Annotated in this window: 16 protein-coding genes and 1 pseudogene; 9 read left to right on the forward strand and 8 right to left on the reverse strand. The window is 46.6% G+C overall.

Annotated features, from left to right (window positions below):
* Positions 1-230 precede the first annotated feature (230 nt).
* Together pgk and CIL02_RS08635 are read left to right on the forward strand one after the other, a co-directional pair.
* Complete coding sequence (gene pgk / locus CIL02_RS08630) at positions 231-1,481, forward strand: phosphoglycerate kinase (protein WP_094400924.1); 1,251 nt, start codon at positions 231-233, stop codon at positions 1,479-1,481.
* Positions 1,482-1,575: 94 nt separating this feature from the next.
* On the forward strand, positions 1,576-2,757 hold the full coding sequence (locus tag CIL02_RS08635; protein ID WP_240513605.1) for a DUF5103 domain-containing protein: 1,182 nt from the start codon (positions 1,576-1,578) through the stop codon (positions 2,755-2,757).
* A gap of 41 nt (positions 2,758-2,798) precedes the next feature.
* Here CIL02_RS08635 and truA read toward each other — a convergent pair whose 3' ends face one another.
* Both truA and CIL02_RS08645 read right to left on the reverse strand, forming a co-directional pair.
* Positions 2,799-3,530 carry a tRNA pseudouridine(38-40) synthase TruA gene (truA, locus tag CIL02_RS08640; protein WP_094400928.1) on the reverse strand — a complete coding sequence of 244 codons (732 nt, stop codon included), beginning with the start codon at positions 3,528-3,530 and terminating at the stop codon, positions 2,799-2,801.
* 30 nt (positions 3,531-3,560) lie between these two features.
* Positions 3,561-4,817, reverse strand: coding sequence for a DUF3078 domain-containing protein (locus tag CIL02_RS08645; RefSeq protein WP_170935051.1), 1,257 nt, complete (start codon positions 4,815-4,817; stop codon positions 3,561-3,563).
* Positions 4,818-4,898: 81 nt separating this feature from the next.
* Here CIL02_RS08645 and CIL02_RS08650 point away from each other — a divergent pair, with 81 nt between their 5' ends.
* The 5 genes from CIL02_RS08650 to CIL02_RS08670 all read left to right on the forward strand — a co-directional run bounded on the left by CIL02_RS08650 (position 4,899) and on the right by CIL02_RS08670 (position 14,236).
* Positions 4,899-6,506 carry a CTP synthase gene (locus tag CIL02_RS08650; protein ID WP_094400933.1) on the forward strand — a complete coding sequence of 536 codons (1,608 nt, stop codon included), beginning with the start codon at positions 4,899-4,901 and terminating at the stop codon, positions 6,504-6,506.
* A 3-nt stretch (positions 6,507-6,509) separates the two neighbouring features.
* A complete protein-coding gene (gene yidC, locus CIL02_RS08655) occupies positions 6,510-8,396 on the forward strand; it encodes a membrane protein insertase YidC (protein ID WP_094400935.1) in 1,887 nt (628 codons plus the stop codon).
* A 63-nt stretch (positions 8,397-8,459) separates the two neighbouring features.
* On the forward strand, positions 8,460-10,625 hold the full coding sequence (locus tag CIL02_RS08660) for an alpha/beta fold hydrolase (RefSeq protein WP_371589255.1): 2,166 nt from the start codon (positions 8,460-8,462) through the stop codon (positions 10,623-10,625).
* A 51-nt stretch (positions 10,626-10,676) separates the two neighbouring features.
* Positions 10,677-12,293, forward strand: a complete 1,617-nt coding sequence (locus CIL02_RS08665) for an MFS transporter (protein ID WP_094400937.1) — start codon at positions 10,677-10,679, stop codon at positions 12,291-12,293.
* A 608-nt stretch (positions 12,294-12,901) separates the two neighbouring features.
* Complete coding sequence (locus tag CIL02_RS08670; RefSeq protein WP_094400939.1) at positions 12,902-14,236, forward strand: NADP-specific glutamate dehydrogenase; 1,335 nt, start codon at positions 12,902-12,904, stop codon at positions 14,234-14,236.
* 978 nt (positions 14,237-15,214) lie between these two features.
* Here CIL02_RS08670 and CIL02_RS08680 read toward each other — a convergent pair.
* From CIL02_RS08680 to CIL02_RS08695, 4 genes are read right to left on the reverse strand one after another with little or no spacing between them, the layout of a single operon-like run.
* Positions 15,215-15,940 (reverse strand): DUF5932 domain-containing protein, encoded by a 726-nt coding sequence (locus tag CIL02_RS08680; protein WP_094400943.1) that lies wholly within the window; start codon positions 15,938-15,940, stop codon positions 15,215-15,217.
* Positions 15,919-19,419: a DUF5112 domain-containing protein gene (locus tag CIL02_RS08685; protein WP_240513607.1), complete on the reverse strand. Its 3,501-nt coding sequence runs from the start codon at positions 19,417-19,419 to the stop codon at positions 15,919-15,921. The genes CIL02_RS08680 and CIL02_RS08685 overlap by 22 nt, the downstream gene beginning before the upstream one ends.
* Positions 19,400-20,071 carry a bifunctional 4-hydroxy-2-oxoglutarate aldolase/2-dehydro-3-deoxy-phosphogluconate aldolase gene (locus CIL02_RS08690; protein WP_094400945.1) on the reverse strand — a complete coding sequence of 224 codons (672 nt, stop codon included), beginning with the start codon at positions 20,069-20,071 and terminating at the stop codon, positions 19,400-19,402. The genes CIL02_RS08685 and CIL02_RS08690 overlap by 20 nt, the downstream gene beginning before the upstream one ends.
* A 6-nt stretch (positions 20,072-20,077) precedes the next feature.
* Entirely contained in the window at positions 20,078-21,100 is a 1,023-nt protein-coding gene (locus CIL02_RS08695) for a sugar kinase (RefSeq protein WP_094400947.1), read from the reverse strand.
* Positions 21,101-21,286: 186 nt separating this feature from the next.
* Between CIL02_RS08695 and CIL02_RS08700 the strand changes: the two are divergent.
* Positions 21,287-22,030 (forward strand): annotated as a pseudogene (locus CIL02_RS08700) (substrate-binding domain-containing protein); the annotation flags it as partial.
* A 215-nt stretch (positions 22,031-22,245) separates the two neighbouring features.
* The gene (locus tag CIL02_RS08705; protein ID WP_094400951.1) at positions 22,246-23,469 is read left to right on the forward strand and encodes a site-specific integrase; all 1,224 of its coding nucleotides are present in this window, start codon (positions 22,246-22,248) and stop codon (positions 23,467-23,469) included.
* 73 nt (positions 23,470-23,542) lie between these two features.
* Here CIL02_RS08705 and CIL02_RS08710 read toward each other — a convergent pair whose 3' ends face one another.
* Both CIL02_RS08710 and CIL02_RS08715 read right to left on the reverse strand, forming a co-directional pair.
* Positions 23,543-24,055, reverse strand: a complete 513-nt coding sequence (locus CIL02_RS08710) for a hypothetical protein (protein ID WP_094400953.1) — start codon at positions 24,053-24,055, stop codon at positions 23,543-23,545.
* Positions 24,052-24,630 (reverse strand): glycoside hydrolase family 108 protein, encoded by a 579-nt coding sequence (locus CIL02_RS08715; protein ID WP_094400955.1) that lies wholly within the window; start codon positions 24,628-24,630, stop codon positions 24,052-24,054. The genes CIL02_RS08710 and CIL02_RS08715 overlap by 4 nt, the downstream gene beginning before the upstream one ends.
* Between the last annotated feature and the right edge of the window lie 3 nt (positions 24,631-24,633).

Raw genomic sequence — 24,633 nt, forward strand, 5'->3', positions numbered from 1 at the left:
AACTCCCCAACACAACCTTTCCATACCCGCTTTTTGCAATATGGAGACGACAGCCAACGCCCTAATGCAAAAAAAAAACTAAATAATTCGGCATGATTGTATCTGTATAGAGTATTTTTTATTATCTTTGCAATGGAATAATGACAGTATTCCGACGACATGGTACACGGTTGCCAAAGTCGCATACATGCCTTTGATTATTAGTTTTACTTTAATAATAACGGAAAAAAATGACAATCGATCAATTCAACTTTGCCGGCAAGAAGGCAATTGTTCGTGTAGATTTCAACGTTCCATTGGACGAGAATGGTAATGTAACTGATGACACCCGCATCCGCGGTGCTCTTCCTACTCTCAAGAAGGTACTCGCTGACGGTGGTGCTGTTATCATGATGAGCCACATGGGTAAGCCCAAGGGCAAGGTTAATCCAAAACTCTCTCTCTCACAGATTGTTGCCAAGGTTTCTGAGCGTCTTGGTGTAGAGGTGAAGTTTGCTGCTGACTGCGCAAACGCTTCTGAGGAGGCTGCCGCCCTCAAGCCAGGTGAGGCACTCTTGCTTGAGAACCTCCGCTTCTATCCTGAGGAGGAGGGCAAGCCAGTAGGCGTAGAGAAAGGCACTCCTGAGTTCGAGGCTGCCAAGAAGGCCCTGAAGGAAAGCCAGAAGGAGTTTGCGAAGAAGCTCGCATCGTATGCTGACTGCTATATCATGGATGCCTTCGGAACAGCTCACCGCAAGCACGCATCAACAGCTGTCATTGACCAGTACTTTGATGCAGACAACCGCATGCTTGGATATCTCATGGAGAAAGAGGTGAAGGCTGTCGACGCAGTGCTCGGAGATATCAAGAGACCGTTCATCGCCATCATGGGTGGCTCTAAGGTATCGTCGAAAATCGGTATCATCGAGAACCTTCTTGGCAAGGTGGACAAGCTTATCCTCTGTGGCGGAATGACATACACATTCTCTAAAGCACACAATGGTGAGGTAGGAAAGTCTATTTGCGAGCTTGACAAGCTGGATGTCGCTCTTGGTGTTGAGGAACTGGCTAAGAAGAATGGTGTTGAGCTCGTAATGGCACCAGACGCTGTGTGCGCCCCAGAGTTCAGCAACGACGCTCCACAGAGCGTACATCCTTCCAACGCCATACCTGCCGACCTTGAGGGTCTTGACGCAGGCCCAGAGGCTCAGAAGCTCTTTGCCGAGGCCATTAAGGGCTGCAAGACTATTCTATGGAATGGTCCTGCCGGTGTATTCGAGTTTGACAACTTCTGTGCAGGCTCACGCGCCATCGGTAATGCCATTGCTGAGGCAACAGCAGAAGGCGCTTTCTCACTCATTGGTGGAGGCGACTCTGTAGCTTGCGTCAACAAGTTCGGTCTCGCTGACAAGGTTAGCTACATCTCAACTGGTGGCGGTGCTCTCCTTGAGGCAATTGAGGGAAAGGTTCTTCCTGGTATAGCTGCTATCAAGGGTGAGTAATCTGTTGAACATAAAGAATTTACTTACATCCAATATAAAGGGTGCGCGCCAATGTGCGTGTACCCTTTTATTGTTGTCCCTACCCTTCTGCGGCTTGGCACAGAGACACGAGATATTCTCCGACCGTATAGCCTCCCTGCAGGTGGTGTCAGGCCAGGACTGGATGTCTATTCCCATAACGACACTCGGCGGCGAGCCTGTCAATATATCATTCGATGACCTCACGCATGAATACCATCGCTACACATACAAGCTGGAACATTGCGAGGCCGACTGGACGGTTTCTGAGGAATTGTTCGCAAGCGACTACTGCGAGGGCTTCACTTCCGACAACACCATTGACGAGCTGACAGAATCCATCAACACCAATGTCCTGTATACACACTACACTCTTCAGATACCAAATGACAGATGCCGCTTGAAGATAGGAGGCAACTACAGGCTTACCATTACAGATGAGAACAATGGCGACGAGCCAGTGCTCGCAGCGTGTTTCATGGTGGTAGAACCGGAGATGAGGGTGTCGATGAACATGACAACCATTACCGACCGAGACGTAAACGGAAGACATCAGCAGATTGGCATGGAGGTGATGTATGGCAAGCTGCCTGTCACGCGCCCGGAGTCACAGATAAAAACCGTCGTCATGCAGAATGGCAGATGGGATAATGCTGTTGTCAACGCAAGTCCGCAATATATAATGGGTGACGGGCTTCGATGGGACCATTGCCGAGACCTGATATTCGATGGTGGCAATGAATACCGAAAGTTTGAAATTCTCGACGTTGACCATACAACAATGGGACTTGAGAGCATAACATGGGATGGCGAGAAGTACAACGCCATGATATGGACTGACGAGCCTCGTCCCAACTACGTCTATGACGAGGATGCCAACGGAGCATTCTATATCAGAAACAGCGATAACATCGAGAACGACTATGCTTCAGAATATGTAATGACCCACTTCCGTCTTAAATCCCCGCACCTAAACGGTGACGTATACATCAACGGGGCTTGGACGAACAACCGCTTTCTGCCTCAGTACAGGATGACGTACGATGAAATGGAGAAAATCTATAAAGCCTCCATATTGTTGAAGCAAGGTTACTATTCTTATCAATATCTGCTTGTAGATGCCGATGGAAAGGCAAAAAATGTACCTTCTGAGGGTAATTTCTTCCAAACCGAGAACCAGTATCAGGCCCTGGTGTATTATCGTGGTATTGGTGGCAGAACTGACCGCCTCGTTGGATTCGCCCAAATTCGCAGGTAACAACATCTATGGATGGTGTTCCATTGCGCCATGCCCCAATCTTAGTAATCAACACTCCAGAGGAACAGGCCATGTGCAGGCATGCTCTCGCCTGCATCACAGCGAGTTCCATTGTCTATTATGTCACGCATGCCGTCTATGGTCATGCGCCCGCGTCCGACTTCTATCAGTGTTCCGACAACAGCACGCACCATGTTGCGTAGGAAACGATCTGCAGCAATCTCAAAATACCAATGTGTATTGTCTATCTTTACCCATTCGGCACGTCTGACGTCGCAAAAAGTTGTCTTCGCATCAGAGTGGGCTTTACAGAATGCACGGAAATCATGTGCTTGCAACAATAACGTTGCGGCACGGTTCATAGCGTCGAAGTCAAGAGCGTAATGCAATTCTACGGAATGTTCTCGTACGAAAGGATCGCGATGAGTATGCACGAAATAACGGTATGAGCGTTCTTTTGCGGAGAAACGGGCATGCATATTGTCGTTGACAGGATAGATACTGTTTGTGGAAATATCAGGTGGAAGTACTCGGTTAAGACGATATGCTAACTGTTGACAATCGATGTCATCAGTGGTCTCAAAGTGTACAACCATAGTTTTGGCATGCACGCCAGCATCTGTTCGTCCTGCACCAACTACGGAGATTTCCGTACGCAATATCATAGATAGACAACGTTGAAGTTCTCCCTGAACGGAAATGCCGTTTGGCTGTATCTGCCATCCGTGGTAACGCTTGCCGTCGAAACTCAGGTTAATGAAATATCTGGCCATAAAATATAATTATATGTGGATGCCCGACTGCTACATGGAATATGAGAAACCGAAGGCTATGTATTCCTTTAACTGGAAATAGCCGTAGTCTTCATCCCGCTTGCGTGAGTCATCGAAACGTGGATATAGCGAGATAGTCGATATGACATATTTGTTGAATTTCAGTGAAAACGTATTCTCCCACTCCATTTCCGACCGCTCGTACGTTGTATAGTACTTAAACCGTGTACGCCACGATACGGACTGACTGAATATCCAGTTAAGATCAGCTGTTATAAGCGAACCGTAGTCGTTGAGAGCCTGGCGGTCGGACTCTATGCCGTAGCGTGTGTTAAGATATTTGCGGTCTACATATTTCAGGTTGTATGACAACGGAGCAAGGTGTATGCTTCCCGTGAGCTTGTTCTTGAACCATGAAGGCTTATAGTCCATACCGACAGACAGGTTCAGGGATATTGGGGACATGAAATCGCTATAAACTGTTGTTTTATTGCTCTGGTATCCTCTGAACATTTGTGTGGTGACAATGCTCTGTACGGTGTAATACCATTTTTTTGTTGCCTGCAAGCCAAAAGATGACGTGAAGCGAATGTAGTCGGTATTGGTCTTCACCTTATGAACCGTGTCGCTGGGGCTTGTGAATACACCCAACTTCATCTCCAGCTTGTTGTCCCATTTCACCTTCTGCTTGTTGTTGTAGTTTGCCTCAAACACCACTCCGGCGATAAACGAATAGTTGCGCTCACCACCTTTGTACCAGTTGTCGGAGACATAGTTTTGCTGGAACTGCAAACTGTAGTCGCCTTTGAAAGTCCAGAAATTCGGCTTCAAAATAATAATTTTCGGCTCAGGCATGGTTGGGGGCTCTTCCCTCATTACCACATCAGCCTGTGGCTTGCTTACGGGTGTTGTAACCACAATTGGCTTGCTGTCGACAGGCGGGGCCACGCTATCGATTGTGCTCTCCTTTGTCAGAACAAGGTCCGGACGATTGAGATAGATATTGAGAAACACATCGTCGAGCAGGGCTTCCGATGTGGAGATAGTATCTGAGTCGAGCGAAAATTTCCTTTTTGCTATACCTCTGTAAAATGTCAACGGCATGAAGAGCCTTGACTGCTGTTCTATGTCGAGAGTATCGGTTATGCTGACATTGTTGGGATTGATGCCAGACACAAGCTTGTCCAGGCTGTCAGCCCTGTGTTTATGGGGCGTTTGAGTGGGGTGATGTGCCGCAAGTGGCTGGACTGTCAAGGCCAGCACTATAAGTAAGTATATGTAATTCATCTTTTTATTCGTTTTTGCTTGCAAAGATAATAAAAATATTGTAACTTTGCACCACATTTACACTAAATACATTAAATTATCGTGGCAGAAACAAAGTATATTTTCGTCACTGGAGGCGTGGTTTCCTCGCTTGGTAAGGGAATCATATCATCGTCAATAGGCAAGCTTCTTCAGGCAAGAGGCTATAATGTCACCATCCAGAAATTCGATCCGTATATAAACATCGACCCAGGAACGCTCAACCCATACGAGCACGGAGAGTGCTACGTAACGGTTGACGGTATGGAGACAGACCTTGACCTCGGTCACTACGAGAGATTTACGGACATCAAGACAACAAAAGCAAACTCTCTGACAACAGGACGCATCTATAAGGCAGTTATAGACAAGGAGCGTAGGGGCGACTATCTCGGCAAGACCATACAGGTGGTTCCTCACATCACGGACGAGATTAAGCGTAATGTCAAGCTGCTCGGAAAGAAGTACAACTACGATTTTGTGATTACCGAAATCGGTGGTACCATCGGAGATATTGAGAGTGCTCCATATATGGAGGCTATCAGACAGCTGAAATGGGAGCTTGGCAAGAAAGCCGTTTGCGTACACCTTACATACGTGCCTTATCTGAAAGCAGCCGGCGAGGTAAAGACCAAACCTACACAGCACAGCGTGAAGGAGCTGCAGAGCGTCGGTATCCAGCCGGACATCCTCGTGCTGAGAACGGAGATGCATCTTGGTGACAGCATCCGCAAGAAGGTAGCAGCATTCTGTAACGTAGACTTCGACTGCGTAATACAGAGCGAGGATATGCCAAGCATATACGAGGTGCCCGTTGGAATGCAGGATCAGGGACTTGACACAGCCATATTACGTAAGTTTGGTGAGCCTGTCGGCGAGAAGCCAGGACTGGGCCCATGGCGCAAGTTCCTTGAAAGACGCAACAATGCCAAGGAGGAGGTACATATCGGACTGGTAGGCAAATACGACCTGCAGGACGCATACAAGAGCATTCGTGAGAGCCTGTATCAGGCTGGTACATACAACGACAGGAAGACCGTACTGACATTCATCAACTCGGAGAAGATAAACAACGAGAATGTTGGAGAGATGCTTGCCGGACAGGATGGCATTGTCATCTGCCCGGGATTTGGACAGAGAGGTATAGAGGGAAAAATTATTGCCGCCAAATATACCCGTACGCACGACATACCGACATTCGGTATATGTCTCGGCATGCAGATGATGGTAATAGAGTTCGCCCGCAACGTGCTCGGATATGCTGATGCCAACAGCCGTGAGATGGACGAGAAGACACCTCATAATGTCATAGACATCATGGAGGAGCAGAAGAACATCACCAACATGGGCGGTACGATGAGGCTCGGAGCATACGAGTGCGTGCTCAAGCAGGGCTCAAGGGTTATGGACATTTACGGCCAGACTCTCATACAGGAGAGACACCGTCACCGCTACGAGTTCAACAACGACTACCAGCATGAATACGAGCGTTGCGGTATGCAATGCGTAGGCAAGAACCCGGAGAGCGACCTTGTGGAGATTGTCGAGATACCGGGACTGAAATGGTATATCGGAACACAGTTCCATCCGGAGTATCAGAGTACGGTACTCCATCCGCACCCATTGTTTGTAGATTTCGTAAAACACTCAATAGAAAATCAGGAAAAATAAAAAATGGATAAGAATAATATCATAGGATTTGTGCTCATCGCACTTGTTCTTATCGGTTTCACATGGTATCAGCAGCCCTCTGCCGAGGAGCAACGGGCAGCATTCGTTCAGGATTCAATAGCTCAGGTAACCAAGGCAAAAGCTGAAAAACAGGCAAAGCTCGCTGAAGCTGCAAGACAAAAAGCCATAAAGCAGGCCATAGCCGAAGATACTACAAGTCTTTTCTACAACGCATTGAGGGGACAGGCAGAGAGTATAGTCCTGAAGAACGAGAAAATCGAGCTCACCCTCAACACCAAGGGCGCAACCGTTGAGAAAGCCGTCATTAAAGGATTTGATGACTACAAGGGCAACAAGGAGATTACGCTGTTCGACGGTGAGGACCAGAAACTGAGCTATACCCTTAGCGCAAAGGAGACCAACATCTCCACATCCGACCTTTATTTTGTTCCATCAGCCGTTACCGACAGTACGGTGACGTTTACAGCCGAGGCCGCCCAAGGCAAGTCCCTGACTATTGAATACCGTCTGGGTGCCGACTACATGCTCCACATGAAGATGTACGCTGAGGGCATGCAAGGACTCTTTGCTCCAGGCACACAGACCATGGACGTAAACTGGAAAGACAAGTGCAGGCAGCAGGAGAAGGGCTTCATGTTCGAGAACAGGTATGCCACGCTTACATACCACAACACTGATGGAGGCACTGATTATCTTAGCGAGACCAGCGCTGAAGAGGACGAGCCTACTGAGGAGAAGACAGACTGGATAGCTTTCAAGAACCAGTTCTTCTCTGCCGTTATGATAGCGAAGGACAATTTCGATAAAGGAGCTCTCCTGACGAGTGTCCCACAAGAGAAGGGCTCAGGCTATCTGAAGCAATATGAGGCCAAGCTCAAGGCTTTCTTCGACCCGTCGGGCAATAAGCCGTCAGAGTTTGAGTTCTACTACGGACCCAACGATTTCCGTCTGCTTAAGCGTGTGGAAAAGGAATCGGCATTTGGCAAGGAACTGGAGATGCAGCGTCTTGTTTATCTCGGATGGCCGCTGTTCCGTATCATCAACAGGTGGTTTACCATCTATGTCTTCGACTTCCTTACAGGCCTAAACATCAACATGGGTATCGTACTTATACTCATAACGCTGCTCCTGAAGTTCATCACTTTCCCAATGGTGAAGAAGAGCTATATGAGCTCGGCAAAGATGAGAGTTCTCAAGCCGAAACTCGAGGCGGCAACAGCACAGTACAACAAACCTGAGGACCAGATGCAGAAGCAGCAGGCTATGATGGCCGAATACAGCAAGTATGGCGTAAGCCCACTCTCCGGATGCCTGCCCATGCTCATTCAGATGCCTATCTGGATTGCGATGTTCAACTTCGTGCCAAATGCCATACAGCTCAGGGGACAGAGCTTCCTGTGGATTAGCGACCTCAGCACGTATGACCCTATCATCGAGTGGAACTCCAACATCTGGCTCATCGGCGACCACCTGTCGCTGACATGTATATTGTTCTGCGTATCGAACATCCTCTACTCATGGATGACCATGAGACAGCAGCGTGACCAGATGGTTGGCCAGCAGGCTGAGCAGATGAAGATGATGCAATGGATGATGTACCTTATGCCGCTGATGTTCTTCTTCATGTTCAACGACTATTCTGCCGGACTCAACTTCTACTACTTCATATCACTGTTCTTCAGCGCCGCCATCATGTGGGTATTGCGCAAGACTACCGATGACGAGAAGCTCCTGAAGATACTTGAGGCCAAGTATGAGGAGAACAAGAAGAACCCGAAGAAGATGACGGGCATGATAGCACGCATGCAGGCACTGCAGGAAATGCAGAGACAGCAGTTGGAAAAGCAACGCCAACAGAACCGCAGATAATATCTGGTCTGCATCGCTATTGACAATACTCGTATATACATATTTATAATATATAACTGAAGTATGGATTTCATTAAGAAACTGACGATAGCTGCCGCTCTGTGTATGAGCGGCAGTTTCGTAATTGCACAGGAAATGATAAGCAGAAACAATGTCACTTTGAAGAGTGACTTGATGACACCAGAGGCTCTTTGGGCCATGGGACGTATTGGTGGGTATGCAGCCTCGCCTACCGGCAAGCAGATTGTATACCAAGTAGGTTACTACAGCGTTGAGAAAAACAAGAGCCACCACATGCTCTTCGTTATGAATGCCGACGGCAGCAACAGCAGGCAACTCACTACCGATGACAAGAATGAAACCGATGCCACCTGGATAGAGAACGGCACCAGGATAGCCTTTCTCAGAGGTGGACAGATATGGTCGATGAATGCTGACGGTACCGACCGCAAGCAGCTCTCTAACAGCAAGACGGACATAGAGGGCTACTGCTTCTCCCCAGACGGCAAGAAGGTACTGATGCTGATGAGCATCGACTACTATGGCTCCATAAAGAAGAACCCAGATGACCTGCCTCTTGCCACAGGCCGCTTGTGTACCGACATGAACTACAGGCACTGGGATCACTATGTTGAGCAAATCGCACATCCTTTCGTAGCTGACGTTACAGAAAATGGTATTAGCGAGGCAACGGACATTCTGAAAGACGAACCATACGAGTGTCCATTAGCACCATTCGGAGGTATAGAGCAACTCGCATGGAGCAACGACTCCAAGTCAATAGCTTATACCTGCAGGAAGAAGGAAGGCGTGGAATATGCCATATCGACTGACTCTGATATCTATCTCTATGACTTGGAGACCGGAAAGTCCAGAAACCTCTGCAAGCCTGAGGGATATAAGGAACCTGCCATCGATGCTACCAAGACCATGAAGGACCAGGCTGTCAACAAGCAGGCTGGTGACATGAACGTAGGCTACGACCAGAACCCAAAGTTCTCGCCTGACGGTAGGTATGTGGCATGGCTCAGCATGGAGCGCAACGGATATGAGAGCGACCGCAACCGCCTGTGCATGTATAATCTCGCTACGGGAGAGAAGACTTACCTCACAGAAAGCTTTGACTCGAATGTTGACGACTTCTGCTGGAGCGACACGAAGGATGCCATGATATACTTCATTGGTGTTTGGCACGCTACAGAAAACCTTTATGCCATCACAAAGAAAGGTGAGGTAAAGCAGCTTACTGACTACTGTGCGGACTTTGGCTCTCTGCAGATGCTTGGCGACCACAAGCACATACTGGCAGAAAGACACAGCTATGGAGAGCCCGCCGACCTGTATGTAATAACACCGGGCAAGGATATTGCAAAAACAGCCATTGTCCAGATAACTGCCGAGAACAAGCACATAACAGACCAGCTGGCTAAAATACAGGTAGAAAAGAGATGGGTGAAGACTGACGACGGCAAGGACATGCTCTACTGGGTAGTGCTGCCCCCGCACTTCGATGCCAACAAGAAGTACCCTACCCTATTGTTCTGCGAGGGTGGTCCACAGAGCCCGGTAAGCCAGTTCTGGAGCTATCGTTGGAACTTTATGATAATGGCATCTCAGGGGTATGTCGTTGTAGCTCCTAACCGCCGTGGACTGCCAGGCTTTGGCAGCGAGTGGAACGAGCAGATTTCCGGTGACTGGACTGGCCAGTGCATGAGGGATTATCTTACTGCCATCGACGATGCCGCTGCCAACCTTCCGTATGTCGACAAAGACAGACTCGGATGCGTGGGAGCATCATTCGGCGGATTCTCCGTATATTATCTTGCCGGTCATCACGACAAGCGGTTCAAGGCATTCATTGCTCACGATGGAGCTTTCAATCTTGAGTCTATGTACACGGATACAGAAGAGGCATGGTTCAGCAACTGGGAATATGAGGATGCCTATTGGAACAAGGACCTGTCAGCAAATGCCAAGCATACATACGAGAACAGTCCGCACAAGTTTGTCGATAAGTGGGACACTCCTATTCTGTGCATCCACGGAGAACTTGACTACCGTATCAATGCCAACCAGGGCATGGGAGCATTCAACGCCGCAAGGCTCAGGGGTATTCCTGCTGAGTTGCTCATCTTCCCTGACGAGAACCACTGGGTACTGAAACCACAGAACGGCATACTGTGGCAGCGCACATTCTTCAACTGGCTTGACCGCTGGCTGAAGAAGTAAAACAAATAGTTGTTGAAATAATAACATTAAATAATAAATATCAAATAGACAATGAGCACACAAAAAACACTTCGTGACTCTGCGGGTCTTCGTTGGACAGCATTGTTGTTACTGGCGTTGGCAATGTTCTGCGCCTACATCTTCATGGACATCCTGTCTCCTATCAAGGACCTTATGCAAACCCAGCGCGGTTGGGATTCCGATGCTTTCGGAACGATGCAGGGAGCAGAGACATTCCTTAACGTATTCGTATTCTTCCTCATCTTCGCCGGTATCATCCTCGACAAGATGGGTGTCCGCTTTACGGCCCTGCTCTCTGGTGCGGTAATGCTTGTTGGAGCCATCATCAAGTGGTATGCCATCAGCGACAGCTTCATTGGCAGCAGCGTGGAGACATGGTTTACAGAGAACCTTAATCACATTCCCGTATTCGAGCAGTTGGGTGTCTCCCCATTCTATGAGGGAATGCCCGCCTCTGCCAAGCTTGCAGCTCTGGGCTTCATGCTTTTCGGCTGTGGCGCAGAGATGGGAGGCATTACCGTCAGCCGTGGTATTGTAAAATGGTTTAAGGGTCGCGAGATGGCTCTTGCCATGGGCTCCGAGATGGCTCTTGCCCGTCTGGGTGTTGCCACCTGCATGATATTCTCTCCGTTCTTTGCCAAACTTGGTGGCGACATTGACGTATCACGCTCAGTTGCCTTTGGCGTCGTACTTCTGTGTATTGCGCTAATCATGCTTGTTGTATATTTCTTCATGGACAAGAAACTCGACGCACAGACAGGCGAGGCAGAAGAAAAGGATGACCCATTCAAGATTTCTGACCTTGGACAGATACTTACCTCTATGGGGTTCTGGCTCGTGTCCCTGCTCTGTGTGCTCTACTACTCTGCCATATTCCCATTCCAGAAATATGCCGTGAACATGCTCCAGTGCAACCTGACGTTCACAGAGGTTCCTGCGGACTCTTTCTGGGCTTCATCTTCTGTCACTATCGTTCAGTATCTCATCATGCTCGTTGTTGCTGCTACGGCGTTCACATTCAACTTCATGAAGAACAATGGAGCAAAATACTCTATGCTCGCCTGCTCTGTCATCGCGCTCATATCGTATTGCTACATGGGATATATGAGGCAGTCGGCCGAGTCCATATTCGCTGTGTTCCCACTCCTTGCCGTTGGTATCACACCTGTACTTGGCAACTATGTAGACCACAAGGGTAAGGCTGCAAGTATGCTTGTACTTGGCTCGCTCCTGCTCATTGCCTGCCATCTGACCTTTGCATTCATACTTCCTGAGTTCAAGGGTAACCAGGTTGGTGGCGTGATTGTGGCTTATCTGACAATCCTGATTCTTGGAGCCTCTTTCTCCCTTGTGCCGGCATCTCTGTGGCCAAGTGTTCCAAAGCTCGTTGATGCCAAGGTGATTGGCTCAGCCTATGCCCTAATCTTCTGGATACAGAACATCGGTCTCTGGTTGTTCCCATTGCTCATTGGCAAGGTTCTCACAGCCACCAACGAGGGAGTTACTGATGCTACAGAGCTTAACTATACCGCCCCATTGGTTATGCTCGCATGCCTTGGTGTAGCAGCTCTTGTTATCGGTGTAATTCTTAAGGTCGTAGACAAGAAAAAGAATCTTGGACTTGAGAAACCAAACATTGTAGATTAACATCAACAATATCCCCCAAAAGCCTTGGTACATACGACCAAGGCTTTTATTTTGTTCATACGGTATTTCGTGTGATAACCATATAGCAGTGTGGTCTGAATTTGTTACCTTCATTGCCGATAAGGTTATAATCTTGTCTGTGGCGTATTCATATTTGCGGTTCATGCTATATCTCGAGTGACAATATATTGTTGCGTGGTCTATGCATATATATATCATAGCCGATAAGGTTATTAACCTTTCAGGCGTAAGGTTATTAACCTTTCAGCCTTAAGGTTATTAACCTTATCAAGGATGCAAACGTATTCATGTCCTTTGGCAAACTATTTCACCCACTTCAGTTAATAATATACTTCAGGAATAATATATAATAATGCGTCACTCCATATATCTGATGAACCTTTTACTTTATATTACCAAACTATATTATCCTTACATTCTGCATGTCACAATAGATTTTCGTTATACAAAACGCAATATTTATAACTATTTAGCAAGAAAACAAGAAAAAAGATATCTTTTTGTTGGTAATATCAAAGAAAAACTATACCTTTGCAACCGCAAATCTGCAATAACAGTATTATAAACAACCATAAAAGGAAAAAAGAATGAAAGCAACAGAAGTTGTAGAGAGTCTAAAGCAGAGATTCCCTAATGAGCCTGAGTACATCCAGGCAGTAAGCCAGGTGTTGGGTACCATAGAAGAAGAGTACAACAAGCATCCTGAGTTCGAGAAAGCAAATCTTATTGAGAGACTCTGCATCCCAGATCGCCTGATAGAGTTCCGTGTGACATGGGTAGACGACAAGGGTAACGTACAAACAAACATGGGTTACCGCATTCAGCACAACAATGTGATTGGCCCGTACAAAGGTGGTCTCCGCTTCCACAAGTCAGTAAACTTGTCTATCTTGAAGTTCCTCGCTTTCGAGCAGACATTCAAGAACTCTCTGACCACTCTCCCTATGGGTGGTGCAAAGGGAGGCTCCGACTTTACGACACGTGGAAAGAGCAATGCTGAGGTAATGCGTTTCTGTCAGGCATTCATGACAGAGCTTTACCGTCATGTAGGTCCAGACGAGGATGTACCAGCAGGTGATATCGGTGTTGGTGGCCGTGAGGTAGGTTATATGTTCGGTATGTACAAGAAGCTCACTCACCAGTTCCAGGGTATGCTCACAGGCAAGGGTCAGGAGTTTGGTGGTTCCAACATCCGTCCTGAGGCAACAGGCTACGGTAATGTATACTTCCTTCAGAACATGCTTCAGACACGCGGCATAGACCTCAAGGGAAAGACAGTACTTGTTTCAGGTTCTGGTAACGTTGCTCAGTATACCATAGAGAAACTTCTCCAGCTTGGAGCTAAACCGCTTACATGCTCTGACTCCGACGGATATATCTATGACCCGGACGGTATCGATGAGGAGAAGCTCGCCTACATCATGGAGCTGAAGAACGTTGAGCGTGGACGAATCAAGGAGTATGCCGAGAAATATGGTGTTAAATATGTAGCAGGAGCAAAGCCATGGTTCGAGAAGGCTGATATCGCAACACCTTGCGCTACTCAGAATGAGATTAATGAGGAAGCAGCCAAGGCTCTTGTTGCAAACGGCGTGATTGCTGTCAGCGAGGGTGCTAACATGCCTACCCTTCCCGAGGCCATCAAGGTATTCCAGGACGCTAAGATTCTCTATTGTCCAGGTAAGGCCAGCAACGCAGGTGGCGTAGCTGTATCAGGATTGGAGATGAGCCAAAATTCAGAGCGTTTGAAATGGAGCCGCGAGGAGGTAGATGCCAAGCTGCACGACATCATGAACGACATTCACGAGAACTGCGTGAAGTATGGTACAGAACCTGATGGTTACATCAACTACGTCAAGGGTGCAAACGTGGCTGGCTTCCTGAAAGTTGCCAAGGCTATGATGGCTCAAGGTATAGTATAAGGAACATATTTACATAAATATTTATTTCTTCAAACAGGTTAGAGCATCGCATTGTAATCATGCGATGCTCTGTTTGTTTGAATATAACGCTTATTATCTTTATAATAAGTCTGATTTATCAAATAATACCGCTGTGTGATTGTGTGTCATTATTATTGCGTGCCTGTGTTAAGGCACACAGAAAATTTCTTAAAAATATTAGCTAAAAAGTTTGCAGAAATAAAAAATTATGGTTATCTTTGCATCGTTATCCTGAAAACAATCTTTTTACCTTAAAAGAGACTAATACCTATTGAAGATTAGAAGCGGTTGCCTGTGAAGGTATCCGCTTTTTTTTTACATTATAATTTTGTACTGGAAATATCTTTTTGATAACTTTTAATTAATTTCCTAAAACATACGCTAAAGAAGACACAAGTTGAAGTAACAATATGTACACAAAACACACAGAGGGTAAATAGTTACTTCCCGTAGTAATGCTGTTCCATATATCATAGAAGCCTCTGAGACTGCCGCTAACAAGACCATAAGATATTGACATTATGGTTACAAGTAAACAAAGCATAGGTATTAGTCCGCTTGAGAAACTACTTGGAAACAGCTCGCCTGTCACGCTTAAAAGCACAGCGTGTGGAATTGCCGTTAGGAGCACTATCAAGACAATGAAAGTACAGAGTTCCACAAGTACGACATTTAGTGCAAACCTTTTCTGCATATTTATCTTGTGATTTTGCGAGAACAACTCTATCAGGCCACTATTGACAAATACGTTGACTGTCAGAGTAAGCAGTATAATATATACAAGTAATGGCGAGGCCATATCCTGTGCAAAGGAACTGAAGAACCATCTAAGCCCTCCCGCCCCGATGAGAGGACGGATTTGACTGTCGGGGATTGCCGCTGAGACTATCCACGACCCGAAAATCAGTATTGTCTGCAATACTATCAGTATGTAGGCAAAGATGGCGCAAGTTCTTTTCATTCGTCGTCAGGAATAAGATTGTCAATATCAATTATTCTCAGTTCTAGTGCCCGCACCGCCAGTCGGGTTGCATTGATACCCATACCGCCGTTGCCATTAGGAAAGAGTTTCTGTATAAGCTCATTCTGTCTCTTCTCAAGACTCTTCACTCCGAAAGGCATGCCACGTAGGGCTGTAATCTGTTCCTTAGTATATCCTAAAGCAAGATGTCTGAGGAATCGTTCATCGTACTCATCAATCTCATAATTAATCAGTGCCTCCTGCTTTTGTATTTGCGAGCCAACGCTATGTTTGAATCTTTCTACAATCTTCTCAAGTATAGGCTGGTTGAAGACCATACGCTTACCGCTCATCACACTTGCCACGTCTTCGCGTGTAAGCAGTTCGCCACTCTTGAGAATGATACCATCGCAACCTGCGTCAAGAACGTCAACCCATAGTTTCTCGTTCAGGATTTCGCCTGTAAATATGAGTACTTTAACTGAGGGATATGTGCTTTTGGTGTTTCTGCATATCTCCACACCTACTGTTGTCGAGCCACCTAAGCCGAGGTCAAGCAGCACGAGGTCAGGAACCTGTGTCTTTATCAGCTTCCAGTAAGCCTTCTCTGAGTCTGCAGAACCAATAATGTGTGCCTCCGGAATATCATTCTTGATGATGCCCTCTGTGCCCTTTAGCTCAAGGGGTACGTCCTCAACGACTATAATGCTAAAATTTTCCATATATTTTTCGGTAATATTATTTCTATGATGTTATTGTCCCGGGCAAGTATGCCACATGTCCGTTTATTTGTATACTCGCCTATTTCCCTGACTATCTGTTTGCACAGGAGGAAATTCAGGTCTATAGTCTGTGCTGTGAAAAGCTCTTTAACCTGCTTGTCGTCAAGATGCAGCTCAGTGAGAGTAGCGCTAACGCAGACATACTCGCTATCCTTGTCGATTGCTGTTGTTGTTATCTTACATCCCTTGTTGGTTTTCTGCAGTATATCCATGAGCAACAAGAGCATGTCTCTGTCAGCCTTCATAGGTTTATCAACTTGCCTCATAGCCTGTTCACTCAGCATCGAGTATAGTTGCTTATAGTATGTTACAACTTCCGACAGAGTGTTGAGATTGCTGTCTGCTCCTACTGCCAGCTGTTGTATACGTGAGGGATAGTACATGGTCTCATGTTTTAGTGCCGACAGGCAATTATCCATCACGCTGTTGCTCACATGCAAAGCATCGCTCTCGTACTCAGCCTTGCGCAACTCGTCTTGCGCCAGCTCAACCTGTTCACGGCTATTGGCAGTGACATCCACGCTTGTCTTCAACGAACTGACAATCTGGCTAATCACCTCGTCAAATTTCTGCAGTCCAAGCTTCGACTTCTTATGGCACAGGGCCTCTATGCGCCTCAGTTTCTCCTCGTCTGTCAGCTGAGACAGGAGTATCTCGTTTATGTTGTTCACTCTGTCGATGCAAAACCTATAATACAATCGATGCCTGAAATACACAATATATGATATAGGTAATATCGAGAGTAACAATATGACAAGTATCGAGACAGCAACAGCCATATTGTTTCTCGAACGTTGCATGGTCCTAACATAGTGTGGCAGCGATGTATCAGCACAGCACTCATGGTATAGCTTTGTGTAAACTTTATTGTTATACATATAGAGGTCCCACATGTGTAACGACAATGCAGCTACGGCTGTCTCATTCCTTATGTCAAGTATCACATCATAGCTCGTCTTCATACCATCATGGAACCATATTATCTCTGCGGGCAGGACACTGGCTGTTGAGTAACGTACCATCATCGGAATGTTCCTTGTTTTCGGCATGACTTTCCTTGCGTGTCTGTTGAGATAGACGATGCAGCTGTCTGCGTACGTAAGAGTCAGCTCTGGCTTGCCTTCAAGATTGGCATAGTAGGCACTGTCGGCAAACATTGCGGCTCTACGAAGATGGTATGTTTTGATGGAGTGTGTAAATTCTGTTCTCGATGATATTTTGTCAGCAGACGCCAGTTGACAACACATCAAGATTCCTATCAGCATAATCAACCTTCTGCCTCCCTTTGGCAAACGGAATGCCAAACGGCTACCCTTGCCTTTCTCGCTACTTGCTTGGATATCACAAACGGAGAAAATCCGGCTGATCTTTTTATATTTCTCTATTATACCCTTGCAGTTAAGTAATCCGAAGCCGTGCCCACCACTACGCAATGAACCGTCATCGCTGACAGGTTTGTTGTCGAACAGGTGATCCACCTGTTCTGCTGACATTCCTACGCCATCGTCCTCCACGCTTATCTCAACATAATCACTTTCTTCTTGCGCCATTATGGTAACATGTCCACCAGCAGGTGTGAACTTGCGTGCATTGTCAGCAATGGTATTCACCATGAATAAGGTGAGTGTACGGTCTGCCTTCACTATAGCATCCGTTGTTCTGACATCTAAATCTACTCCATGCAGTGCAAATCCCGTACGGCTCTTTTTTACAATGTCAAACAATTGTTGCAGCGGAAAACTCTCTATATGCAGGTTTATATTTCCCTGCTGCATCTGAATCCACTTGGTAAGAACATTATTGTATTCGTTGATGATGTCAGTAAGCTCATGGATATATTCATATCTTTCAAGCCTGACATTCTCTTCCTCACGGCAATTGGCCAGTCTGTTTATTTCATTGATAATTCTGTCTATGAACGGAGTTATGCTGTTAACTATTGCCAACTTGGCTCTCTGTTCAAGGTTCCTCTGTCGGAACTTTGCGACATTCATTCTGACAAATTCCGTCCGTTCCTCAATTTCCTCAATCTGCTCCAGCAGTTCTGCTTTCAGTCTCTCGTTATTCTCCTTCCATTTACGCAAAGGGTCAAGCATTGATTCTACAGAGAAATTTCTCTCATCGCGTTTACGCTTATGCGCAAGAAAGAAAAACAGGCCAAATGTGAAGACTATCATCAGCAGTACTGCAACAAGCATTATGTTCAGAGTCCTGACAGAACTGTTGAGCTGATCGGCCCTGGCTTCCAATTGTTTGTCCTGCCGTGTCTGGTCCTGCAAGTCAAGATATATGTTTCTGTTGAAATCACTCATCGCCTTGTCGTTCTGAGCAGAGTAGACAAGGCACAGTTGCTCACGAATTGAGGCTACGAGGTCTGGAGCCCTATTAATAATGGTATCAGTATACAGGGCATTGTTAAGGCAAATTAGCGCAGACGGATAGTCCTTTATTTCCCAATAGCAACTTGCAAGCGTTCGGTGAGCTCCTGCAGTCTGATAGACATCACCATATTTTGTAAAGAGGTTTAGCGACCGCTGTGCCAAATTGCCTGCAAGTAACGAGTCGGGCATTCCGTCAATATTGACATACTCGATGAAGGGATAGTTGGCTTTCAATAACTGCGGTGACGTAGAGGGCTGCAACATGTGCTCGCTAAGTGCCTGCATGGCCTGAGCCATCCAGTAGGGATAACCTCCCTGTTCGGCAAGCAGATAGCATTTCATCAGAAGACTGAACTCCTCCTGGGCTACAGCCTTACTGTCCTCACCGGCAATTATTCCACCAGCTCCTATATTATATAGGTAATACAGATACTGGGCGCTGTCGCTCTTTATCTCCCCCTCGGCATCAATAGACTCTATCATCTTGACACTTGGCTCTGTCAGTCCAAGATAATAATAATATATTGAAGAGTTGATATAGTATTCGCTCTTGGCATACACGAAGCGGGCATCCTGGTGTTCGTTTAGAAGATTCCTCTCCACCTCTATGCGCTCCATATATTTCCGGGCTTTCTCCTGATGGTCGTAAAACTGCTTGTTGTTCGACTGACGTTGGCAAAGCCTCATATACTGTATCTCCGCAACCATCAACTCCACCTGGTTGTCTGTTATGTTAATAGCGCTGTCCAGCAACTCTGCAGCTTTAACGAAGTCCATTCGCGCAATATTTACAAATGCAAGGTTGTTGAAAGCCTCTGCCTTTCCCGCATCATAGTGTGTAGCGGCCGACAATGCCTTACGGGCATACAACTCAGTAGAATCAAGATTACGGTAATGGTAGGCATATGATAATTCGTTCAGCGTGTCCGTCTGCTGCCTACCTTGCTCGGAACAAGCTGAAACAAAAAGGGTGCTCCATATGCACAATAACACTATGGAGCATCCTGTACGGTAATATTTAAGCTCTTGCCTTAGCAATATATCCGAGAGCCTCTACACACTTGTCTGTTATGGCCTGCCAGTTCTTGGCTGCTATAACATCCTTAGGGAACAGCTTAGAGCCCATGCCAACGCATAGAACACCAGCCTTTATCCACTGTGTCAGGTTTGCCTCGTCAGGTTCTACAGCACCAGTAACCATAATGTTTGACCAGCGCAGAGGGCCAAGTACATTCTTTACGAATGAAGGACCGCCAACGTTGCCTGCTGGGAACACCTTCGTGACGTCACATCCTGCAGCCTGCGCATCATTGATTTCTGATACAGAGCCACATCCTGGGCTATATGGAACCAGACGGCGGTTGCACACAGGAGCTATCTCAGGGTTGAAGTTCGGACCAACAACGAAATTGGCACCAAGCTGTAAATAGAGAGCTGCGGTAGGCGCATCAACTACAGTACCGATACCAAGTATAAGTTCCGGACATTCCTTAGCAGCCCACTTAATCAGCTCACCGAATATCTCATGGGCAAAGTCACCACGGTTAGTAAACTCGAAAACACGAACACCACCATCATAGCATGCCTTGATGACATTTTTGCAAATGTCAATGTCGCTATGGAAGAAAACCGGTACCATACCAGTCTCCTTCATGGCTGTCATAACTTGAATTTTATTAAATCTTGCCATAATATATTATCTTTGTACTCGTCCGTTTGCATTACCTCCTGCCAAGCTCTCTACCTCGTCAGCAGATACCAGGTTGAAATCTCCAGGGATAGTGTGCTTGAGAGCAGATGCTGCAACAGCAAACTCAAGCGCCTCTCCCTGTGTCTCCTTAGTAAGAAGTCCATGGATAAGACCACCAGAGAAAGAGTCACCACCACCTACACGGTCGATGATAGGCATGATGTCATAGTGCTTGCTCTGATAGAATTCCTTTCCGTCATAGATAAGTGCCTTCCATCCGTTGTGTGTTGCAGAGAAGGACTCGCGCAGGGTAGAGACAACATACTTGAAGCCAAACTCCTTCATCATACCCTGGAATATGCCATAGTAGCCCTCGGCATCGGTCTTGCCACCCTCTACGTCAGCATCAGGCTTGAAGCCAAGACACAACTGAGCGTCTTCCTCGTTGCCGATACATACGTCAACATACTTCATCAGTGGACGCATAACAGAGATAGCCTTCTCTGAAGTCCAGAGCTTCTTACGGAAGTTCAGGTCAACAGATACTGTTACACCATGGCGCTTGGCAGCCTCGCAAGCCAGACGGGTCAGCTCTGCAGCCTTGTCGCTGATAGCAGGTGTAATACCAGACCAGTGGAACCACTGTGCACCTTCCATGATAGCATCGAAATCAAAGTCTGAAGGGTCGGCCTCCGCTATTGAGCTGTGGGCACGGTCATATATAACCTTTGAAGGACGCATGCTTGCTCCTGTCTCTGCATAGTAGAGACCTACGCGGTCACCACCTCTGGCAACAAAGCTGGTGTCAACACCATAACGCCTCAAGGCATTGATGGCAATTTGACCAATCTCATGCTTTGGCAGTTTTGACACAAAAAACGCCTCATGGCCGTAATTAGCCAAACTTACAGCAACATTTGCCTCACCACCACCTGGTATGATGCGGAAAGAGTCACTCTGAATAAAACGGTCATTGCCTTCTGGCGACAGGCGAAGCATAATCTCACCTAATGTAACAATCTTAGACATTTTCTTTTTTGTTTGAATTATACAAATATTAGATTAATCTTTTTGTTTGCATTGCAAAAGTAACGATTATTTCGATAACAAAGAAATAATTAGCCCGAAAAGTTTGATTTGTATTAAAAATAATTTGCTGTGCTTTCGCACAATTCAACTTTTATTGCTACTTTTGCATGCAAATATACATTAATTATGAATGAGAAAATAAGAATCAAGGACATTGCTGAACGTGCGGGAGTATCAGTCGGTACCGTTGACCGAGTGCTTCACGAACGTCCAAATGTGTCAAAACCTGCACGCGAGAAAGTGGAGAAAGCCCTTAGGGAGATGAACTACCAGCCAAACATGTACGCCTCTGCCCTCGCATACAACAAATCTTATACTTTCTATCTTCTTATTCCCAAACATGATTCGGAAGCTTACTGGGAAGAGATTGAGGAAGGTGCCCGGAAAGCTATGGAGGCACGTAGAGATTTTCATATCAATGTGAAGATTATCTATTACCAGCGATTTGATGAAGACTCTTTCAGGGAGCAGTACACGTCATGCCTCGACAGCAATCCTGACGGAGTTGTCATAGTGCCGGTGGACCTTGAGACAACGAGGGAATTCACGTCGATACTCCACGAAAGGAGTATTCCCTTCATATTACTCGACTCCTACATGCCTGACCTTCGTCCCTTGTCGTTCTTTGGCCAGGACTCATTCAGCAGTGGCTATTTCGCAGCCAAAATCCTCATGCTTGTAGCATTCAACGAGAAGGAGATTATGCTGATGAAGCTTACAAAAAACGGGAAGGTACTGAGCAAGCAGCAGGCAAACCGTGAAGTTGGGTTCCGTCACTATATGCTCGACCACTTCCCTACCATCAAGATAACAGAACTCGACCTGCCCGTTGACGGAACAAAGAAGGCCTTCAACCTAATCCTTGAGGAATAAAGTCTTTCGTGTCTGACCTATATGGTAAAAAATGCCGTAACGTGCTGATTTTCAAAGTATATTAAAGAAACGTGAATAAATGGTCAATTGTTAAAAATCAATGCCTTACACCGAAAATCGGCCTTTGGTGGCCGTTTAAGTGGTAGATTTTGTATAACTTTGGCGCAAATTTCAGCAACAATTAAGCAAATTTACAGATAATAATCAGCAATATGGCAAAATCAAATCTTCGCCTCGATACTCGACGGGCATTAAAAGATGGCACGTTTCCCGTCCAAATCTGTGTCGGCTACGGCACTAACCTCTATCTGGCCACGGGCATATTTCTTGCACCCGATGAATGGGATGCCACGGCCAAACGCTGTGTGGGCAAAAATGCCAAACGGGTCAATGGTGTGCTGTCGGCCTTGCTCACTCAGGTATCAAACCGCATTTTGGAGTTGCGCATGATGGGGCAATACGACAAACTGACACCGGCCCAACTTCGGGAAATGCTCACCCACCTTGATTTGTCAGCACCAACCATCGGTGTGCCAACTCTGGGGGCAATGTTCCAAAAGGTTATTGATACGAAAACGGGCGGCACTCGCACACTCTTTGAACAAACATTGAACAAAGTAAATGCTTTCTGTGGGGATGCCAATGCCGTGCGTTTTGAGACGATAAACAAAACGTGGCTCACGGGCTTTTACACTTCGATGGATAAATTGTCGGTCAATAGCCGGGCAATGCACTTACGCAATCTTCGCAACGTCATAAACTTTGCCGTGGATGATGGGATAACGCAAAACTACCCATTCCGCAATTTCCGCATACCAAAGGAAGAAACGGCCATGAGGGTGCTGCCATTAGCAAAGTTCCGTGAACTCCTGGCCCTGCCTCTGGGCAAATCTGACTTGGAGCATCGGGATATGTTCTTACTCTCGTTTTACCTTATCGGCATTAACATGGTAGATATGGGTGGCCTCACCTCTGACAATTACGTGAATGGTCGCATTGAGTACCGACGTGCAAAAACGGGCAAACTCTATTCCATCAAAGTTGAAGATGAGGCGGCGGCAATCATTGAAAAGTACCGTGGCCAAAAACACCTCCTGCGCTGCTTTGACAGATACAAAAGTTATAAAGACTATATGCAGCACCTCAATAAAGCACTCAGGCGCATGGGGCCAATCCAGACGGATGCCAACGGCAAACCTCAGTACACCGACAACCATTTGCCCATAATGCAGCCGATTGAGCCACAAATCACGTCGTATTGGGCGCGTTACTCATGGGCGACGTATGCCGCTGAATTGGATATACCAAAGGACACTATATCTGAGGCACTTGGCCACAAATACGGCTCTGCCATTACGGGCGTTTACATTAAATTTTCCCTTGACAAAATAGATGCCGCAAACCGACGTGTCATTGACTATATGTTGGGCAAATAAAAAACCGTGCTGGCCCTCACGGGTTGGCACGGTCTCATCAACTTTCGTCGCACTTTTACAGATATGTACAAAATCAATGTTTAGCCTTGATGTATATAAATAGAATATAAAGCAACACGGCAATGCAGCACAATGAGCCAATCCATATTAACGGCCTTTCGTACCATTGCACGGCCTTACTTATCTTTTCCTCGGTTTCTCGCTGCTTGCTTTCGTTCTTATTGATGCCGTTTGCCTGGTCGGTGTGGCTGGCTGATATGCTGTCACGCTCTGCCACTCCGTTTTTGATGGTAACGTCGGTCTTGCCCATGCCTTTAATGGATTTCACGCCCTGCATGGTCACGTTTCCTGCCGTGTCAATGCTGACCGTACTGCCACCATCCACAAACTCGATCGTGGTCGATTGCTCGACGTGCTGGGTGGTCGCGGTGGTGTCGGTGTAATTTGATACTGTGCTCATCGTGTAGGCCACGGTGTGCGTGGTGTCAATGAGGCTGGCCGTGGTGTTTTCCTTAATGACTGTCTGTTTGGCTCTGCACCCAATCAGCATGAGCGCGGCCAGAATGATGAAAATAAGCTGCTTCATACTCCCTTAAATTTGATGTCGTTTAACCGATTCAACCAACCTCTTTTGTACTTCAAATTGGTTGGTCGGCTTCTGCAAATTCTCTCGATGTAGGCCAACCGTTCTTTCCTGATGAGGTCAAACAGTTGCTTGGGGTCTTTGGCATTGACGGCGGCAATCGTCTTGGGGCCAACAATGCCGTCGGCTGTCACGCCAATGGTTTTTTGTGGGATGGTGATGCCATATTTGCCGCTGCCCCAAACCCAATCAACCAATATGAGGGCGATGGATTCGTTGTTAATCTGGTCGGCTTTCCACTTATCCCAAAACATCGTCTTTAGTATTTCCAACCATTCTTTGTATTTAATGGCTTTCAGCCTCACAATGGTTGGCCGTGGGTAGCCTTTCCGGTGGCAATACTCCGTGAACGTGGCCAATGTCACGCCACACATGGTTGCACCTCCCAAATCGTCGGGGTCATTGGCAAACCCTTTCAACTTGGCTTTTTCAAACAATTGCTCATTGGTCAAACCAATGCCCGTTGTGCCTGTTTCCCATTTCAGGATAAACGGCACGATGTTTTCAACTCTTGCCATGCT

Source organism: Prevotella sp. P3-122, from assembly GCF_002251365.1.
Classification (GTDB): domain Bacteria; phylum Bacteroidota; class Bacteroidia; order Bacteroidales; family Bacteroidaceae; genus Prevotella.

Excerpts from the sequence above, each read along its gene's own strand:
- CIL02_RS08690 (WP_094400945.1), bottom strand. The coding sequence starts at position 20,071 with ATGGCAAGATTTAATAAAATTCAAGTTATGACAGCCATGAAGGAGACT.
- CIL02_RS08715 (WP_094400955.1), bottom strand. The coding sequence starts at position 24,630 with ATGGCAAGAGTTGAAAACATCGTGCCGTTTATCCTGAAATGGGAAACA.
- pgk (WP_094400924.1), top strand. The coding sequence starts at position 231 with ATGACAATCGATCAATTCAACTTTGCCGGCAAGAAGGCAATTGTTCGT.
- truA (WP_094400928.1), bottom strand. The coding sequence starts at position 3,530 with ATGGCCAGATATTTCATTAACCTGAGTTTCGACGGCAAGCGTTACCAC.
- CIL02_RS08705 (WP_094400951.1), top strand. The coding sequence starts at position 22,246 with ATGGCAAAATCAAATCTTCGCCTCGATACTCGACGGGCATTAAAAGAT.
- CIL02_RS08665 (WP_094400937.1), top strand. The coding sequence starts at position 10,677 with ATGAGCACACAAAAAACACTTCGTGACTCTGCGGGTCTTCGTTGGACA.
- CIL02_RS08695 (WP_094400947.1), bottom strand. The coding sequence starts at position 21,100 with ATGTCTAAGATTGTTACATTAGGTGAGATTATGCTTCGCCTGTCGCCA.
- CIL02_RS08680 (WP_094400943.1), bottom strand. The coding sequence starts at position 15,940 with ATGGAAAATTTTAGCATTATAGTCGTTGAGGACGTACCCCTTGAGCTA.
- CIL02_RS08645 (WP_170935051.1), bottom strand. The coding sequence starts at position 4,817 with ATGAATTACATATACTTACTTATAGTGCTGGCCTTGACAGTCCAGCCA.
- yidC (WP_094400935.1), top strand. The coding sequence starts at position 6,510 with ATGGATAAGAATAATATCATAGGATTTGTGCTCATCGCACTTGTTCTT.
- CIL02_RS08710 (WP_094400953.1), bottom strand. The coding sequence starts at position 24,055 with ATGAAGCAGCTTATTTTCATCATTCTGGCCGCGCTCATGCTGATTGGG.
- CIL02_RS08660 (WP_371589255.1), top strand. The coding sequence starts at position 8,460 with ATGGATTTCATTAAGAAACTGACGATAGCTGCCGCTCTGTGTATGAGC.
- CIL02_RS08670 (WP_094400939.1), top strand. The coding sequence starts at position 12,902 with ATGAAAGCAACAGAAGTTGTAGAGAGTCTAAAGCAGAGATTCCCTAAT.